Genomic DNA, 15,263 nt, shown 5'->3' on the forward strand with positions numbered 1-15,263 from the left:
CGCTAACAGCAATAAAAACAATAACTATCAATTTGTTATTATGGCATTTAAGGGTTTTTAATGAGAAATACCATTACCGAAACTGTGACGCAGGTACATCACTGGAACGACACCTTATTTAGCATTAAAACCAGCCGCCGGCCAACATTTACCTTTGAAAATGGTCAGTTTGTGATGCTGGGTCTGGAAATCGAAGGTAAGCCGTTGCTGCGGGCCTATAGTATTGCCAGCGCCAATTATGAACATGAACTGGAGTTTTTCAGTATAAAGGTACCTGACGGCGCCCTCACCTCAAGATTACAACATATCCGGGTAGGTGATTCGATCACGCTATCAACCCGCCCAACCGGCACTTTGGTGGCAGGTTACCTGAAACCGGGCAAGCACTTGTACCTGCTAGCGACAGGTACAGGCCTGGCGCCCTTTATGGGCATTATTAAAGACCCTGATTTATATGAGCAATTTGACAAAATTATCTTAGTACATGGCGTACGCTTGATCTCTGAGCTGGCCTATCAACAGACGATTTGTGAGACCCTGCCCAACAATGAATTTTTCGGTGAGCTGGTGCAGCAAAAATTGATTTACTACCCCAGCGTCACCCGTGAGCCTTATCGCAGCGCTGAGCATCAGCAACGCATCACCGCACTGCTCAGCGCCAACATCTTAACCCGTCAGCTTGGCTTACCAGATTTAAACCCTGCTACCGATCGCTTTATGCTATGTGGCAACCAGGCCATGCTGGATGACACTATGGCCATTTTAAATCAGCGGGGCTTTAAAAAAGCCACGTCCCGTGAGCAAGGTGATTACGTGATCGAACAAGCTTTTCTGGAAAAATAAAACCGCCTGCATACATGCAGGCGGTTTTATCCTGCTAAACGAAGCTGGCCATTCGTGGAATACAGATGGTTTATACTGCGACAATATGTCGCATCGTGCTGATGTCCTCTTGCCGTTAACATTGTCGCTATGGTTAATTGATGTAACGTAAGAGGTTGTCGTGGCAACATTAATGTTCCGCCCTATGTTTGTGGTCAGTGTGGTGCTGGCTTATCCGCTATCGGCTGCAGCAACGTTGCCGGCTCATGCTGATGACAGCGATATTGAGCGTATCGTGGTGACAACAGTAGCAATGCTGGATCCACTGACAGTGGTAACTGATCCGAAACAGCCGCGTCAGCCATTACCGGCACATGATGGTGCCGACTATCTGCGCAGCATCACCGGCTTTAGCGCAATTCGCAAAGGCGGGGCCAGCAGCGATCCGCTGTTTCGCGGTATGGCCGGCTCCCGGCTGAACATCCTGACCGACGGCGATATGCTGCTGGGCGGTTGTGGCAGCAGGATGGACCCACCAACGGCATATATCGCTCCCCAGGCTTATGACAAGCTTACCGTGATCAAAGGGCCGCAAACGGTAAGCTATGGCCCGGGCAGCAGTGCTGCTACCGTATTATTTGAGCGGAATCATCAGCGACTGGCTCAGCCAGGGCTCAGTGGCAGCCTCAATAGCACGCTGGCCAGTGCCGCACGTTCAGACAGCGCAATTGATTTAACCGCCGGTACCACGTCAGGCTATGCCAGGGCTATTGCCACCTTTGCCAACGCCGATGATTATCAGGATGGCGCAGGGCAGCGTATTCATTCGGCCTATCAGCGCTGGAGCTCGCAATTAGAACTGGCATACACCCCGTCAGATGACAATATCCTGCTGCTGAAGCTCGGCAGCAGTAATGGCGAGGCGGCTTACGCCGACCGGTTGATGGATGGCAGCGAATTTAAACGGCAAAACATCGGGCTGAAATGGTCGCTGACTAATATTAACCGTTATCTGCAACGGCTGGATATACAGTGGTATTACAACTATATCGACCATGTGATGGACAACTTCAGCCTGCGCACCTTTACCCCCAGCATGCTGATGCCGGCTCCGGCTGCCAGCAACCCTGACCGCCGCACACTGGGCGGCCGCTTGTTCACCGAGTGGCAGTTAAGCGCTGATGTTAGCTGGCAACTGGGGTTAGATGGCGCTCAGAATGTTCATCGTATTCGCAACAGCATGAATCAAGCGGCCATGCCTTACCAGCAGCGCGAGCGTCAGCAAGATCTGCGCTTTGCTCAGCTGGGGCTGTTTAACGAGCTGGTGTATCAGTTACATGATACGGGTCAGCTGATCGCTGGTGCCAGGCTCGATTACTGGCAGGCCGAGGATAGCCGGCCGGTGTTGGGCAGCATGGCACAACAGCAGCTGAATCCCAGTTTTGGTCAGCGTCGCGATGCTTACTTAGCGGCAGGTTTTGCCCGGTATCAACAACAGCAGGCCGCCTGGCAATGGTATATCGGGCTGGGGTACAACGAGCGCTTTCCAGATTACTGGGAGCTGGCCGGGGCCAACCGCGCCTCAGAACAGAGTGTCAGCGCCTTTAACATAAAAGCGGAGCAAACCACACAGCTGGACTTAGGGCTGGTTTATCAGCAGCAGGCCTGGCAATTAGGGCTGTCATTATTTGCCAATCATATTGATGATTATCTGTTGACGCAGCAAAACTGGCCGCTGGCTATGCAAAGTGTCACTGTCAGCCGTAATATCGATGCCCGCAGTGCCGGTGCTGAGCTGGATCTGAGTTACCGCTTTAACCACCACTGGCAGAGTAGCCTGGCACTGGCGTATGTGCGGGGGCGTAACCTGACCGACCAGCTGCCGCTGGCGCAGCAACCACCGCTGGAGCTAAAGCTGGCGTTAAACTACGATAAGCAAAATTGGTACAGTGGTGTGTTATGGCGCCTGGTTGCGGCACAGCACCGGGTAGCGCCAGGCCAGGGCAATATAGTGGGTACCGATATTGAAGCCAGCCCCGGTTTTGCGGTGTTATCATGGCATAGCGGCTGGCGCGTCACTCAGCAGTTCACTGTCGTTGCCGGCGTTGATAATCTGCTAAATCAGCGTTACCACGAACATCTGAGTAAAGCCGGCACTATGGTGAGCGGTTATTTACCTGTAGGGCAGATTAACGAAGCCGGGCGTACCTGGTGGTTAAATCTTAACTGGCAGTTTTAGCCACCGCTGCCGCATCAGTTAGCGCCGCAACCAGGGGGCCAGCAGCAGTGCCACATAGCATGCCACCCCCAGGCCAATGGCAGCCAGGGCGGCTTTGTCCGGCCAGGTTGCCACATAACTTAGTTGCGAGTGGCTTAATGCCGGTGCCACCAGCATGGCGATCAGCCCGGCTATTACTGCCAGCAGCCACAGTGTTTTGCGCGGTTTGCCCGGGTTTCTGCGGCCAAAGCCGTAACTGAGCAGCAGTGCCACCAGCAGCAATGCCAATAGCCACAACCAGGGCTGTAAGGCATACCACATAATCATCATTACGCCACTAAATGTCATGCTAAGCTCCTATACCCGGCCATGCAACATGGCGTTATACGCCGGTTGCAGCATTTGTTCTTTCATCATCCATACTGTCCAGGATTCTTCTGTCGGGCTGATAAAGCTGAATGAGGGCATCAGCTTACCTTCGTAACCGAATTCCGACAAAATAGCCCGGCCGATACTGGTGATCAGCGGGCAGGAGGTATAACCATTGTAACGAGCCGGCAGCGGTTGCCCGGCCAGATAGGCTAAGATATTTTGCTCGGCCACCGGTGCCTGCAGTTTAACGCTGGCTGCCGTTTTACCAAAGGGCGTGCCGATAACATCGCCCACCCCGAATACATTCGGGTAACGCCGGTGTTGCAAGCTGTACTGATCAACCTCCAGCCAGTTGCCGGCAAAAGCACCGCTCTGCCAGACGAGATCCGACTGACGCACCACATCGGGTGCGCTCATTGGCGGTACTACGTGAATAAAATCATAGGCTTCGCTTTGGCTCAGGCCATCAGCGCCAGTAAAATAGGCGGTGTTGGCGCCAGCATCAATGGCAGTGAGCTTACGCTGGTCAAAAAAGCCCACTTGTTGCTCTTGCCAGCGCTGCAACACAAAATCGTTGTACACCGGCACCGAAAAAACCCGTTGTTTAAAAGGGCTGAAAAAGTCGACCTGGAATTGCTGACGCTTACCGCTTTTTTCCAGCCGCGATAAGGTGGTAAAGGTCATTTTCAGAGGGGCGCCGGCACATTTTAACGGCGTATCGCACAGGGTGAAAATAGCCCGGCCCTGGCCCTGACTGATCAGTTGTTCAATCTGGCGGCTGGTGGCAGCGGCGGCCTGTGGGCCGGCATAAACACTGCCAATGCCGTGCTGGCCAATCAGCTCAGGGCTAAAGCCCTCGATCTGGCTATAGTTCAGCTGGCAGCCGGTGGCCACCACTAACAGGTCATAATGCAATCTGGTGTTATTGCTAAGGCTAAGCTGCTGTTGTGCGGCATCAATAGCCGTCACATCGGCTGCCTGCCAGTCAACGCCCTCTGGTAACCACTGACTGGTCGTGGAAAGCACTTTTTTTTCCGGCCACAAACCCGAAGCAATCATGGTGTAGCCAGGCTGATAGTGATGTTCAGCCCGCTGGCCAACCAGGGTAATGCGGTTACCGGTTACATTGCGGCGCAGCCGGTTGGCCATCGCCAGACCTGCGGCGCCCACGCCAATAATCACAATATGTGCTGTGCTGTGTTGTTTGCCTGCTAAGGCCGGCAACGGGCTGGCTGACAGAGCCGCCGCTGTCAGGCCCAGTTTTAACATCCGGCGGCGTAACGGTTGTGCTGGTTTGTTTGGGTTCATATCTACTGCTCCAGTCGGACAATCCGGCTGCCTGTCGCAGCATTGTGCCCATGGCTTAAAAAACAAATCAGGATTTCAGCTTACAGGTTTTAATGCCCAGCAAACTGTATGCCGGGCAAAAATTAAACAGCCCGGTTAACAGCGGTACCACACCTATCCAGCCCCACAGGCCAATAGTGCCGGTCGCTGCCAGGGCAATTAACACTACGCCGGCGATAATCCGCAGTACTTTATCGATGCCACCTACATTGCTTTGCATTTTGTCACCCTATAATTAGTAATATCTTATTTAGGGTAGTATAGTTTTGGCTGCCTGGCGATGTTTTCATCAACCAAAAGTATGATCTGCGACAATATGTCACACCGTTATATAAGAAAAGTATTAAGTAATTTAGTTATACTGTAACAGTTAGCGTTATTAATGCTTTACCCAGGAGTCGTTATGGAACTTGACCCGCTTTTTCTGTCGCGCATTCAATTTGCGTTTGTGGTGTGTTTTCACGCTATCTTTCCGGTATTTACTATCGGTTTGGCCAGCTTTATTGCGGTATTAGAGGCGTTATCCTTTAAAACCGGTAACCCCTTATGGCAAAAACTGTCCAAATTCTGGATCCAGGTGTTTGCAGTGGTATTCGGCATGGGCGTGGTCTCCGGTATAGTGATGTCATTCCAGTTTGGTACCAACTGGAGTAACTTTTCCTATGCCACCGCCAATTTCCTCGGGCCGGTGCTGAGTTATGAAGTGATCACCGCGTTTTTCCTGGAGGCCGCCTTCTTAGGGGTGTTGTTATTCGGCCGCGACAAAGTACCGCAAGGCGTGCATTTATTTGCGGCCATTATGGTAGCGCTGGGCACCTTTATCTCCTCGTTCTGGATTTTATCGGCTAACTCGTTAATGCAAACCCCGGGCGGGCTGGAGCTGCGCAACGGCATGTACCATGTGGTGTCGTGGAGCGAGGCGTTGTTTACGGCCTCGTTTACTTACCGCTTTATCCATATGGCACTGGCGTCGTTTTTAACTGCAGCCTTAGTGGTGGCCGGGGTCAGCGCCTGGTTTATTTTACAAAAACGTGAATTTGACACCAACCGCAAAGCCCTATCAATAGCGCTGTGGATGCTGCTTATTCTGGCGCCGCTGCAGGTGGTAGTGGGTGACTTTCATGGTTTAAATACCCTGAAACATCAGCCGATGAAAGTGGCGGCGATGGAAGGGAACTGGCAAACCGACACTGGCGTGCCGCTGATTTTGTTTGCGATACCGGATCAGCAGGCGCAAACCAATCATTTTGAAGTAAAAATACCGAAACTGGCCAGCTATGTGCTTACCCACGACTGGGATGGTGAAGTACCGGGCTTAAATGAAGTGGCGCCGGACATGCAGCCGCCGGTATTTATCGTGTTCTGGTCGTTCCGTATTATGGTGGCCATGGGCTTATTGATGGTGGTGTTTGCCATCTGGGGCCTGCTGCTGCGCTATAAAGGTAACTATCACCGCAGCCGTCGCTTTTTACAGGGCCTGCGCTTAATGAGTTTAAGCCCCTTTATTGCAGTGCTGGCCGGTTGGGTGGTGACTGAATCGGGTCGCGCGCCCTGGTTAATTTACAACCAGATGACCCATGCCGAAGGCTTAACACCGTCGCTGACCGGTGGTATGGCACTGTTTACCCTGATTGGTTATATCCTGGTGTATGCAATGGTGTTCAGTGCCGGCGTGTATTACTTACTGAAAGTATTCCGTGGCGGTGTGGAAAAAGCCAACCGGCCACATGAGCAAGACGAAGTTGAACGCGCCAAGCGGCCTTTCTCAGCCGCCCATGCCAGCCTGGAAGGAGACAACTAATGGAACAGCCATTTGATTTAACGCTGATTTGGGCAGGCATCATCGCGTTTGGCGTGATGATGTATGTGCTGATGGATGGTTTTGATCTGGGGCAGGGTATCTTGTTTCCGTTTGCCCCTGATGAGCATCACCGCGATGTGATGATGAACTCGGTGGCACCGGTATGGGATGGCAACGAAACCTGGTTAGTACTGGGCGGTGCCGGCTTGCTGGCGGCCTTCCCATTGGTGTACTCGGTATTTTTACCGGCCTTGTATATCGGGGTGTTTTTATTGCTGGCGGGGTTAATTTTCCGCGGTGTGGCCTTTGAGTTTCGCTTTAAAGCCAAAACCTCGAAATACCTGTGGAACTGGGCCTTCGCCGGCGGCTCTACCGTGGCAGCTTTTGCCCAGGGCGCGGTAGTTGGCGCTTATATTCAGGGCTTTGAGACCGAAAACTTCCGCTATGTCGGCGGCGCGCTGGACTGGCTGACGCCCTTTACCGTGATTACCGGCCTGGGGCTGGTGGCCGGTTATGCGCTGTTAGGGGCCACCTGGCTGATTATGAAATCAGAAGGTGAGGTGCAGCAATGGGCCTATAAACTGGCACCACGTTTGCTGTTAATGGTGCTGGTAGTGTTTGCGGTGATCAGTGTTTACACCCCCTTTGTTGACCCCTATGTTAAAACGCGTTGGTTCAGCGGTTTCAGTGCTATCTGGTTGTTGCCAGTGCTGGCGTTATACTGTGCCTTCGTTATTTTTAACGCGTTACGTAAGCGGCAGGAAGGCATGCCTTTTGTCGCCACCATGGGGTTGTTTTTGTTTACCTACCTTGGCTTACTGGCCAGCAAGTGGCCTTATATGGTGCCGCCAAACTACACCCTGTACGATGCCGCTTCGGCCTTTGAATCGCAGTTATTTTTACTGCTGGGCTTCTTGTTTGTCATTCCGATAGTGCTGGCCTACACCGCCTGGACCTACTGGGTATTTCGCGGCAAAGTTAAAGCCGGCGGTTATCATTAACGCCGTGGTGCAACAGAGCCGTTATGGCTGCTGAGTTTGGCTCGGCGCAACCGCTGCTGCGCTTTATCAGTCAGCAGCAAGCGGGCAAACTGCGCTTAGCTGTGGTTTGCGGTACCCTGGCCAGCGCCTGCTTAATTGGCCAGTGGTATCTGTTATGTTGGCTGTTATATCAGAACCTGCTGGCCGCGCCCGGTTTTGCGCTGCCGCTACCGGTACTGGCGGGCATACTGGCCGTTATTGCGCTGCGTCTGCTGTTGTTGCGGGCGCAGGAGCTGTTAGCCAGTAACGCCAGTGTCGCCGGCCGCCAGGCTTTACGCCAGGCCTTGTTGCAAAGCTGGCAACGCCGGCCGGTGGATCAGCTGCAGTTGCAATCACCGGCCGCGCTGGCCAGCCAATGGCTGGAAGATGTTGAGGCGTTCGATGGCTATTTAGCCCGTTACTGGCCACAACAATACTTAACCTTGCTGTCGCCGCTGCTGATTTTGCTGGCGGTATGCAGTGTGGACTGGCTGGCCGGCTTACTGCTGTTAATCAGCGCACCGCTTATTCCGTTGTTTATGGTATTAGTCGGGCTGGGCGCTGAGCAGCTTAACCAGCGCCATTTTGTGCTGCGTCAGCGGCTGGCCGGCCATTTTCTGGATCGGATCAGGCAGTTAGCCACCATTCAGCGCTTACAGGCGGTGCAGGCCAGTCAGCTGGAAGTGGCCAGTCGCAGCGATCAGTATCGGCGGGTATTAATGCGTACTTTAAAAGTCGCGTTTTTATCCTCCGCCGTGCTGGAGTTTTTCAGTAGTGTCGCCATTGCCAGCGTAGCGCTGTATATCGGCTTTGGTTTACTGGGGGCCATCAGCTGGGGGCCGGCGGCTGGCCTTACCTTATTTTCCGGCTTGTTTATTTTAATACTGGCGCCCGAGTTCTTTCAACCACTGCGCAGCTTTGCCCAGTTCTACCATGACAGAGCCAGCGCACTGGCTGCGGCCAACCAGTTAGCCCCCTTGCTATGCCCGGCCGATTTTCAAGCAGGCCAGCCAGCCAGCCCGGTCGCCCCGCTCCAGGCGTCAGCGCCGCCAGCGAGGCAACATCTGCTTATTAACCAGCTGGCGGTAGGTTACCCTGCAGCGGGCTGTTTACAGGCTAATTTAAATGCCAGTTTGCATACCGGCCAGTGTCTGCTGATCAGTGGCGAGTCCGGCCTGGGCAAAACCACCATTTTGCAAACCCTGGCCGGTTTACTGCCACCCTTCAGCCTTAATACACCGCCGGGCAGCATGTTACTTAACCAGCAGCCGCTGGCAGAGCATGCCATCGCTTATTTGCCACAGCAGCCCTGGTTAATCAATGGCAGCTGGGCCGACAACCTGAAATTATTAGCGCCGACGGCGACCGAGCCGCAAATGTTGCAGGTGTTACAGCAACTGGGTTTAGCCGAACTGGTGCTGGAAACCCAGGCGGGGCTGTACCGGCAAATCAGTGAGTTGGGGCAGGGCTTGTCGGGTGGCCAGCTACAACGGCTGGCGCTGGCCCGGGTATTACTGGCGCCGACAGCGGTGGTGCTGCTAGATGAACCGACCGCCAGCTTAGATCAGCAAAGCCGGGATCTGGTGCTCAGCGCTCTGCAGCAGCTTAAGCCGCAGGTTATGCTGATCCTGGTCAGTCACGACCCGGCACTGCTGACCCTGGCCGATCAGCACTGGCAACTGGCACCGCCAGGGCAACAGGTAACACAGCCAACAGGGCAGGTCGTCTATGAAAATTAACAGCCCACACCCCACGGCAAACAACAGGGCGCTGGCGTACTGGAGCAAACAACTGTTATGGCCGCAGCGGCGTCGGATTTTGCTGGGGACCTTGCTGGCCTTTGTAACGGCGGCCTTTGGTTTGGCTTTGCTGGGCCTGTCTGGCTGGTTTATCACCGCTACCGCCATTGCCGGTATCAGCGTTGCCGCCGGCGCCATGCTGGCACTGGACGTGTATCTGCCAGGCAGTGGTATCCGCTTTTTTGCGCTGGGCCGCACTGTCAGTCGCTATCTGGAGCGATTGTATAACCATGATTCTGTGCTGCGGCAACTGGCACTGGTGCGCCAACAGTTATTTCAGGGCCTGGCTGGTCTGAGCCCGGCCGCTATCGAGCAGCAGGCCAGTGCCGACTGGCTCAGCCGTTTAACAGCCGATCTGGAAAGCCTCGACAACCTGCTGTTACGTTTGTTACTGCCACCGCTAACGGCATTACTGAGTGTAATATTGCTCAGCGCGGTAGTCAGTATCTGGTCATGGCCAGCGGGTTTGCTGTTGCTGGGCACTAGCTTGCTGGTATGCAGCGTTATTTTTGGCTTGCTTATTCGTTACCAGCAACCCCTTAGCCAGCAATTGGCCGGCCAGGTTAATCAGGCGCGGGCGCTGCTGATCAACCATTTACAGGGCCTGCCTGAACTCAGAGCAGCCAGGCTGCAGGCGCAGCAGCAACAGCGCTTGTGCCAGCTTAACCAGCTGCTTGGCCAGCTGCAACAGCACAGTGCCAGGCAGCAGGCCAACGCCCAGTTAGCCGTCAACGCCTTACACAGCCTGCAGGTGGTACTGGCAGCGCTGCTGGCGATGGCTGGTTTTAATGCCGGGCTGTTTAATGCGCCGCTGGCCGTGCTGCTGGTACTGGCCGTATTTGGCCTGGGAGAATTACTGCAGTTGCTGCCCGCTCAGCTCAGCCAGCTGGGTAAAACCCGCTTTGCCGCCGAGCGGCTTTATCCGTTGGCCCGGCAGCAACAGTCAACTGCGACAACGCAGCCAGTTGCGCCATTAACATGGCAAAGTCTGCAACTTACAGTAGCAGGGCACCCGCGGCTGCCAGCCAGTCAGGCTGCGCCGTTGCAGCTGCAGCTGCATGCAAGCCAGCCCAGATTACTGGTTACCGGCCGTTCCGGGTCGGGCAAATCGACGTTAGCCGGTTTAATGCTGGCCGAAAGGTTAACAGAGGCTGAGCAACTGGCCGCGAGCTGTCGCTATCTTATTGATAACCAGCCACTCACTGCTGCTGCTCAACTGACTATCCGGCAGCATAGCGCTTATCTTACGCAGCACAACAGCGTGCTGGCCGATACGCTGTACGCCAATTTAACCCTGGGGCTGAGCCAGATCAGCGAGCCGCAGTTATGGCAGGTACTCAGGCTGCTGGAACTTTCCGAGTGGGCCGAAGGGTTACCCCAGGGCCTCGATAGCTGGCTGGGTGATACCGGCCAGCAGTTATCCGGCGGCCAGGCGCGGCGTTTATGTCTGGCCAGGCTGTTACTGCGTGCGCCGCAGCTGGTGGTGCTGGACGAACCCTTTAATGGCCTTGACCCCGAGATGGCGGCGCGCATCTGGCACAACATGCAGCCCTGGCTGGCGGACAAATGGGTGTTATTGCTGCTGCATCAGGCGCCGCCGTTTTTAGCCGGCAGCCAGTGGCGGCAATTAGCCCTGTAAGTGCTATGCCTGGCTCAGTGCTGATATTAACAACCGTAGAGAAGGAGTTAAACCATGAAAACATTAATACTGGCCGGTTTACTGGCAGCCAGTTGCTTTGCTGTAACCCCCGCCGTGGCGCAGGACTTAACCAAAAGCAAGCTGGGGCTGTATGTTACAGCAGTGGAAGCGTATCAGATGCTGCAGCAGCAACCCGCTGCCATTCTGGTGGATGTACGCGACCCGGTAGAAGTGAAATTTACCGGTTTTGCCACCCCAACCAAAATACATGTGCCCTGGCAACTGACTGACACCAGCAGTTGGCATGCACAGCAGCAAAGCTGGCCCATGCAGCAAAACCCGGATTTTGATGCGCAAATTCTCAGCCGTCTGGCGGCACTGGGCGCGCAAAAAGATACCCCGATCATTTTGATTTGTCGCAGTGGTGCCACCCGTAGCGCACCGGCAGTGGATCGGCTGGCCGAATACGGTTACCGCAATGTCTGGTCTGTTACTGATGGCTTTGAAGGCAATACCTTAAAAGAGGGGCCCTCCAAAGGCGTGCGGGCGCTGGATGGCTGGCGCAATGCTGGCCTGCCCTGGAGCTACCGGGTGCCGGCCGATGTGGCCTGGCAAGCACCTGGCAATCAACCTTAAACTGCTTTTATCAACCGGAGTTATTACTATGTTACATCGTACAAGTGCAATGAAAAAAAGGGCTATGCTGGCGGCCAGTCTGGCTGCAATCTTTAGCAGCGCGCTGCTGGCTGAGCAACAGGTATTGATCAATCTGGCCAGTGCTTCCGGCCAGACACAGGGCATGGCGATGGTGCTGGCCAGTCAGATGCAACAACAGGGTGCGACAGTATCAGTGTTGTTGTGCGACAGCGCGGCCGACCTGGCGTTGCCGGATCATCAGGCTGAGATGTTAAAACCAATGAGCGCCACACCAGGCCAGTTACTGGCTAAGTTACGTCAGGGCGGTGCTAAGGTGCAGGTTTGTGCATTATATTTGCCGAACAAAGGGCTGACAGCGGCTGATTTGCTGCAGGGTATTACTCCGGCTCAGCCAGCCGACATTGCGAAGCAGATGCTGGCACCAGAGGTAAAGGTGTTCAGTTTCTAATTGCTTTAAATGATGAGTTTAATCAGTTAAAGTTATTTCCAAAAAGAATAAGCTTATACTATATTAGTATACACTTAACTTTAGGCGTGAATATCCAGACTATCTTGGGGAGTAACAATGATGAGCTATCAGGTACAAGCTTTTTTAGACAACGACAGTGAAACCTTCAGCTATGTAGTGAGCGACACTGCCAGTCGCCAAGCGGTGATTATTGATCCGGTACTCGACTTTGACTACAAAGCCGGCCGCACCAGTACCGACAGTGCTGAGCAAATACTGGCTTATGTTAAGCAGCACAATTTGCAGGTGGATTGGGTGCTGGAAACCCACGCCCATGCTGACCACTTATCGGCCGCGCCTTTTTTGCGCAGCAAGCTGGGGGCCCGCATTGGTATTGGCGCTGAAATTACCCAGGTACAGGCTATTTTTAAAGACGTGTTTAACCTTGAAAAAGAATTTTTGCCCAATGGCTCGCAGTTCGACCGCTTGTTTGCCGATGGCGACACGCTGCAGGTAGGCAACATGAGTATTCGGGCCATGCATCTGCCGGGCCATACGCCGGCCGACTTAGCCTATGTTATTAACGAGCAGGCGGCTTTTGTCGGCGATACCATTTTTATGCCGGATGTCGGTACCGCCCGTTGCGATTTTCCGGGCGGTAGTGCCAGCACCTTATTCGACTCTATTGAAAAGTTGCTGGCGCTGCCTGCTGACACAGAAATTTATATCTGCCACGACTATCCGCCAGCCGGGCGCGAGCATCAGTACCTGAGCTCGGTTGCGGCGCAAAAGCAACATAATATCCATGTTGGCGGCGGCGTCAGTAAAGCCGACTTTGTACAACGGCGTGAGGCGCGCGATGCCACCTTAGCCATGCCGCGGTTAATTTTACCTTCAGTGCAGGTGAATATCCGCGCCGGCCAGCTGCCACCGGCGGAAGACAATGGCACCACCTATTTAAAGGTGCCCATTAACCTGTTATAACTGCTGATTATCGCGAAGCACAGCCAGTACCTTACTGGCTGTGTTATTTTCAGCTATTGCAAAAGTAATCAGCAAAGATCAACACGGCCTTACAACTTTGGAGTTATACCAATGAAAAAACTGCACCTTGTGTTGCTGTTGTGCCTGCTGCCACTACTGGCGTGGGCACAGGACGACACCAGCCTCAGCGTTGAACGCTTATGGCAAATGCAACGCATCGGCTCGCCTGTGGTGTCAAATGACGGCAAGCATATAGTGGCGCCGGTTACCAGCTATGATGTGGCCGCCGACAAAGCCAATGGCCGCTTGTGGCTGTTTAGCAGCGATGGCAAACAGCAAACGGCGTTAACCGCAGAAGGCCTGCGTGCCAGCGAGCCCACTTTTTCGCCCGACGGCAACACCCTGGCCTTTATCAGCCAGCGTGACAAAGACGACGCCGGCCAGATTTACCTGCTGCCAATGCAGGGCCCGGGTGAAGCGCGCCGCTTAACCGACGTGCCGACCGGCGTCTATGGTATTAAGTGGGTGGGTCAGCATCTGTATTTTATCAGCCGGGTGTGGCCGGATAAAAACTGGGACGAGATGAAAACCCAGCTGAAAACCAATAAAGACAGCAAGCTGTCAGCCCGGCAGTGGAATGCCTTACCCTACTCGCATTTTGACCACTGGCTTGACGAAAACCGCCAGGCGCATGTGTTTCGTATTGCCGCCACCGGCGGTGCAGTACAGCCGGTAACCCAGCCACTGGGTTATCAATTACCGCGATCCAGCCAGAGCGCTGCCAGTTACGATATTCACCCGCAAGAACGTTACATTGCTTTTAACGCCAATGGCTGGGACAACCAGGTTGATGCCAAAATTGATGTGTTTTTAGCACAAATTGGTGGTGCTAATCCAGAAAACCACAGTGCCGAGAATATTACTGCCGCTAACCAGGCGCCCGACAGCAACCCGCAATTCAGCCCGGATGGCAAAAGCCTGGCGTTCAGCCAGCAGAAAATTCATGGTTTTTATGCCGATACCGCCCGCCTGGTGCTATACGATTTAGCCAGAAAAACCAGCCGGGTGCTCACCACCGACTGGGACCGCTCGGTCAGTAACTTTGTCTGGGCTGCCGATAGCCGCGGTTTTTACGCCAGCATCGGTGACGCCGCTACCAACCGTTTATACTTTATTGATGGCCGCAGTGGTAAGCCGCGGGCTATTACTAAAGCCACCAGCTTTGGCCAGCCGGCCCTGGCCGGCAACCGGCTGATTGCCACTAACGACAGCTTTTTATTCCCATCGCGCTTAGTTAGTATCGACCCGCGTAGCGGCAATACGACACGGCTCGATAGCTTTAACGATGATATTTTAGCGCAGGTGGAGCTGGGCAGTTACGAGTCGGTCACTTATCAGGGCGCGGAGGGCAAAGACATTCAAATGTGGTTGCATTACCCGCCGGGTTTTGACAAGAGCAAAAAATACCCGCTGTTTTTGCTGATTCACGGCGGCCCGCACAATGCCTTTACCGACAGTTTCAGCTACCGCTGGAACTCGCAAACCTTTTCATCCTGGGGCTATGTCACGGCCTGGCCGAACTTCCATGGCTCCAGTACTTTTGGTCAGGATTTTGCCGATGCCATCAACCCGGACTGGCGCACTAAGCCGCTGGCCGATATTCAGGCTGCCACTAACTGGTTTGAAAACCAAAGCTGGATAGACAGCGACAGGATGGTTGCCGGTGGTGCCAGTTATGGCGGTTATCTCACCTCTATTTTGCTGGGTACCGAGCACCCGTTTAAAGCGCTGCTGATCCATGCCGCCGTGTACAATATGTACTCGCAAATGGCGGCCGATTTTGCCGTGCATTCCACCCGCTTTGGCGGTTACTGGGATAACCCGGAAATATATAAAAGTATTTCGCCGCATTATGCAGCCGATAAATTCAACACGCCTACCCTGGTTATTCATGGCCAGCTCGATTACCGGGTACCGGTCGGCCAGGGTTTTGAATTATTCCGTACCTTGCAAAGCCGTGGCGTGGAATCGCGGATGATTTACTTCCCGGATGAAAACCACTGGATCTTAAAGCCGAATAATTCGATTTATTGGTACAACCAGGTAAAAGACTGGATGACTAAATTCGCCGAGCCAGGGGCAAAGTAAGCAACCGCT

13 protein-coding genes are annotated in these 15,263 nt (G+C 54.0%); 10 read left to right on the forward strand and 3 right to left on the reverse strand.

Translation table 11 applies throughout. The annotated features are described in order from the left end of the window. Positions 1 to 60 precede the first annotated feature (60 nt). The gene (locus tag WG68_RS12580; RefSeq protein ID WP_046558053.1) at positions 61 to 843 is read left to right on the forward strand and encodes a ferredoxin--NADP reductase; all 783 of its coding nucleotides are present in this window, start codon (positions 61 to 63) and stop codon (positions 841 to 843) included. 160 nt (positions 844 to 1,003) lie between these two features. Beyond that, positions 1,004 to 3,061, forward strand: coding sequence for a TonB-dependent copper receptor (locus WG68_RS12585; protein ID WP_235357731.1), 2,058 nt, complete (start codon positions 1,004 to 1,006; stop codon positions 3,059 to 3,061). Between the two features lie 18 nt (positions 3,062 to 3,079). On the opposite strand, the gene WG68_RS12590 is transcribed toward WG68_RS12585, so the two are convergent. The 3 genes from WG68_RS12590 to WG68_RS12600 form a co-directional block, all read right to left on the reverse strand. Continuing rightward, on the reverse strand, positions 3,080 to 3,388 hold the full coding sequence (locus WG68_RS12590; protein ID WP_046558055.1) for a hypothetical protein: 309 nt from the start codon (positions 3,386 to 3,388) through the stop codon (positions 3,080 to 3,082). Positions 3,389 to 3,397: 9 nt separating this feature from the next. Next, complete coding sequence (locus WG68_RS12595) at positions 3,398 to 4,720, reverse strand: NAD(P)/FAD-dependent oxidoreductase (RefSeq protein ID WP_046558056.1); 1,323 nt, start codon at positions 4,718 to 4,720, stop codon at positions 3,398 to 3,400. A 67-nt stretch (positions 4,721 to 4,787) separates the two neighbouring features. After that, complete coding sequence (locus tag WG68_RS12600; RefSeq protein ID WP_046558057.1) at positions 4,788 to 4,979, reverse strand: YgaP family membrane protein; 192 nt, start codon at positions 4,977 to 4,979, stop codon at positions 4,788 to 4,790. A gap of 183 nt (positions 4,980 to 5,162) precedes the next feature. Between WG68_RS12600 and WG68_RS12605 the strand changes: the two genes are divergently transcribed. The 8 genes from WG68_RS12605 (at position 5,163) to WG68_RS12640 (ending at position 15,254) form a co-directional block, all read left to right on the forward strand. After that, the gene (locus WG68_RS12605) at positions 5,163 to 6,560 is read left to right on the forward strand and encodes a cytochrome ubiquinol oxidase subunit I (RefSeq protein ID WP_046558058.1); all 1,398 of its coding nucleotides are present in this window, start codon (positions 5,163 to 5,165) and stop codon (positions 6,558 to 6,560) included. After that, a complete protein-coding gene (gene cydB / locus WG68_RS12610) occupies positions 6,560 to 7,561 on the forward strand; it encodes a cytochrome d ubiquinol oxidase subunit II (RefSeq protein WP_046558059.1) in 1,002 nt (333 codons plus the stop codon). The genes WG68_RS12605 and cydB overlap by 1 nt, the downstream gene beginning before the upstream one ends. Positions 7,562 to 7,584: 23 nt before the next feature. Then, a complete protein-coding gene (gene cydD, locus WG68_RS12615) occupies positions 7,585 to 9,318 on the forward strand; it encodes a thiol reductant ABC exporter subunit CydD (protein WP_046558060.1) in 1,734 nt (577 codons plus the stop codon). Next, positions 9,308 to 11,017, forward strand: a complete 1,710-nt coding sequence (locus WG68_RS12620; RefSeq protein WP_083981881.1) for an amino acid ABC transporter ATP-binding/permease protein — start codon at positions 9,308 to 9,310, stop codon at positions 11,015 to 11,017. The genes cydD and WG68_RS12620 overlap by 11 nt, the downstream gene beginning before the upstream one ends. 54 nt (positions 11,018 to 11,071) lie before the next feature. Beyond that, positions 11,072 to 11,653, forward strand: a complete 582-nt coding sequence (locus tag WG68_RS12625; protein ID WP_046558061.1) for a rhodanese-like domain-containing protein — start codon at positions 11,072 to 11,074, stop codon at positions 11,651 to 11,653. A gap of 28 nt (positions 11,654 to 11,681) precedes the next feature. After that, the gene (locus WG68_RS12630; RefSeq protein ID WP_046558156.1) at positions 11,682 to 12,122 is read left to right on the forward strand and encodes a DsrE family protein; all 441 of its coding nucleotides are present in this window, start codon (positions 11,682 to 11,684) and stop codon (positions 12,120 to 12,122) included. A 117-nt stretch (positions 12,123 to 12,239) separates the two neighbouring features. Next, a complete protein-coding gene (locus tag WG68_RS12635) occupies positions 12,240 to 13,106 on the forward strand; it encodes an MBL fold metallo-hydrolase (RefSeq protein WP_046558062.1) in 867 nt (288 codons plus the stop codon). Between the two features lie 111 nt (positions 13,107 to 13,217). Continuing rightward, positions 13,218 to 15,254: a S9 family peptidase gene (locus WG68_RS12640; protein WP_046558063.1), complete on the forward strand. Its 2,037-nt coding sequence runs from the start codon at positions 13,218 to 13,220 to the stop codon at positions 15,252 to 15,254. Positions 15,255 to 15,263 lie beyond the last annotated feature (9 nt).

Origin of the sequence: Arsukibacterium ikkense (assembly GCF_000987775.1) — a bacterium.
Taxonomy (GTDB): domain Bacteria; phylum Pseudomonadota; class Gammaproteobacteria; order Enterobacterales; family Alteromonadaceae; genus Alishewanella; species Alishewanella ikkense.